3 protein-coding genes are annotated in these 2,630 nt (G+C 66.5%); all 3 read left to right on the top strand.

Annotation, left to right across the window (positions count from 1 at the left end; all coding sequences use genetic code 11):
- Positions 1–69 precede the first annotated feature (69 nt).
- Complete coding sequence (locus AC5RWT_RS36485) at positions 70–558, top strand: SRPBCC domain-containing protein (RefSeq protein WP_494084474.1); 489 nt, start codon at positions 70–72, stop codon at positions 556–558.
- A 103-nt stretch (positions 559–661) separates the two neighbouring features.
- On the top strand, positions 662–2,053 hold the full coding sequence (locus AC5RWT_RS36490) for an FAD-binding oxidoreductase (RefSeq protein ID WP_494084475.1): 1,392 nt from the start codon (positions 662–664) through the stop codon (positions 2,051–2,053).
- 113 nt (positions 2,054–2,166) lie between these two features.
- The coding region (locus tag AC5RWT_RS36495) for a class I SAM-dependent methyltransferase (RefSeq protein ID WP_494084476.1) at positions 2,167–2,630 on the top strand (464 nt) is incomplete at its 3' end.

The following is a 2,630-nucleotide window of genomic DNA, read 5'->3' on the forward strand; positions in this document are numbered from 1 at the left end:
GCCAACGATGGCGGGGCCTTCCCGCGTTAAACAACCAACCCACCCAACCAACCCGACTAGGCTGGGGCTATGAATCCGTCCTTGTTTTCCCATGCTCCGCAGGAGCCCGAACCAGCCAGGAGCACAGAGCCTGTCCACCGCCGCGTGACGGTTCCGCAGCCAAGCCGGGAGGCTTTCGATGGCTTCACGAATTTCATCCACCTGTGGTGGCCAGCGGGTCACGACAATGTGCCGGGTGGCGCGGGTAGCCACATCGAATTCGAGGACACTGTCCTGACGGAGACAACCGTGGACGATGAGGTTCATGTCTGGGGCGAGATTCTGGAATGGGAACCCGGCAGCCGCTTGCGCTGCACCTGGCACCCAGGCGAGGCGCCGGGGTCGCCTGGGGAAGTGTCCATTGACTTCGTGGACGTGGGCCACAGCAGTACAGACGTCCATCTGGTTCACACCGGTTGGGAAAACATGGCAGATCGCCGACACCCGCAGGTGGATTACGCCGATGGATGGGCGCAGATACTCGACCGCTACGTCCGCTTCATGGGTGGCCCCACATGATGACCCCGGCGGAAGTGGCCGCGCCAGAAAACTGCGAACCCGCCCGTCCGTGAGACGAGCCGCGGGAGCTCTTGTTGGAACTACCAGTGAAGGCTTTAAGACCGTGACCGATTCTTTCCTCGCCGAACTCCGGAGCAGCTTGCCCGCGGGTCTTGTCAGCACAGAACCGGCGGACTTGGCTGCCTGCGCGCTGGACCAAGGCCCGGTCATCGATCATCAGCTTCCCATAGCGATCGTGCGCGCGCAGAAGGTGGAGGATGTGCAGGCAGTGATGCGCATCGCGCATGCGGCGGGAGTTCCGGTCGTGTGCCGTGGCGCGGGCACGGGCGTCTCCGGCGGCGCTCACGCCACGAAGGGCTGCCTGGTGCTGAGCTTGGCAGGCATGAACCGGATCCTGGAGATCCACCCGGAGGACGAGATCGCACGCGTGGAACCGGGTGTGGTCAACGCTGAGCTGAATGACGCCGTGGCCCGGCACGGCCTGATGTACGCGCCCGACCCGGCCAGCTACCGCCTCTCGACGATCGGCGGGAACATCGCCACCAACGCCGGAGGCCTCCGCTGCGCCAAGTACGGGGTGACGCGTGAATCGGTGCTGGCCCTTGACGTCGTGCTGGCGGACGGCGCCTTGATCCACACCGGCCACCGGACGTTCAAGGGCGTTGCCGGTTATGACCTGACCGGCCTGTTCGTCGGCTCCGAGGGTACTTTGGGCGTGGTGGTGGGGGCAACGCTGCGGCTGCGCTATCTCCCGGCCGCGCTGGAAACGGTGGCCGCGTTCTTCCCCGATGTGGCGACGGCAGCTGCCGGCGTCCTCGCCGTCGGCCGCGCGCGCGTGCAGCCTTCGATCATGGAACTGCTGGACGGAAACACCATGGCCCAGCTGGACCAGGAGCAGGGTTCCGACCTGTGCAGCCGCGGCGGGGCGCTGCTGCTGATCCAAACGGACGGCTATGCGGCCGAGGTGGAAGCCGGCATTATCCGCGACGTGCTCCTCGGACTCGGCGCTGACATCAAGGCAGCAGACGGTGCTGACGCGGTCCGGCTGATGGATCTGCGCCGACACAGCCGCGGCGCCGAGGTGGACGATGTTTACCGGGTGGGGGAGGACGTCGCGGTGCCCCGCTCCCAGCTGGTGCACTACATCCACCAACTGCACGGAATCGCCGAACGTTACGGCGTCGGACTCAAAGTGGTGGCACATGCCGGGGACGGCAATCTGCATCCGACCTTCTGGGTTGGCCCGGGGGACGTGGCGAAGGTGCCGGCCCTCAACGCGGCGCTGGATGAGTCCATCGACATCGGCCTGGCATTGGGCGGCACGATCACAGGCGAGCACGGCGTCGGACAGTTCAAGGTGCGATGGCTGGGCCGCGAGCAGAGCGAAGACGTGTTGGAGCTGCAGCGCCGGCTCAAAGAGGTGTTCGATCCGCGGGGGTTGCTCAATCCGGGCAAAGCCTTGCCGGAACGCATGTCCGAGCACATACCGGCCTAAGCGCTGCCGTCCGGTCGGTGAAGAGTGTTTCTCCCGGGCGGCTATGTGTTTCCCCGGTTCTGCAGCGTGTCATGCCTGCCGAAGCCGTGGGCCCGCGCGCGTAGGCTGGGGGCATGAGGAAAGAGACCCTGTGGGAAGAAATGAAGCGCCGGAATCCGGGCCACTCGGCGTGGTACATCGAGCGCTTCGAGCAGATGCGGGCCGAGGGCACCGACCTGCATGGTGAGGCACGGCTGGTGGACGCGATGGTGCCGCGCGGCAGCCGGATCCTCGACGCCGGATGCGGGCCAGGGCGGCTGGGAGGTGAACTGGCGCGCCGTGGACACACGGTGGTCGGCGTGGACGTGGATTCCGAGCTGATCGATGCCGCACGCCGGGATCACCCGGACTGTACCTGGCTGGTCGGCGACCTGGCGGAGCTGGACCTGCCCGCCCAAGGCATCGTCGAGCCGTTTGACGTGATCGTCAGCGCCGGAAACGTGCTCACCTTCCTCGCCCCGGGCACCTCCGGCCAAGTGCTGCGGAACCTCGCCAACCATCTGGCTCCTGCCGGCCGGCTGGTGGCAGGATTCGGTGC

Source organism: Arthrobacter sp. Dra40, from assembly GCF_059091905.1.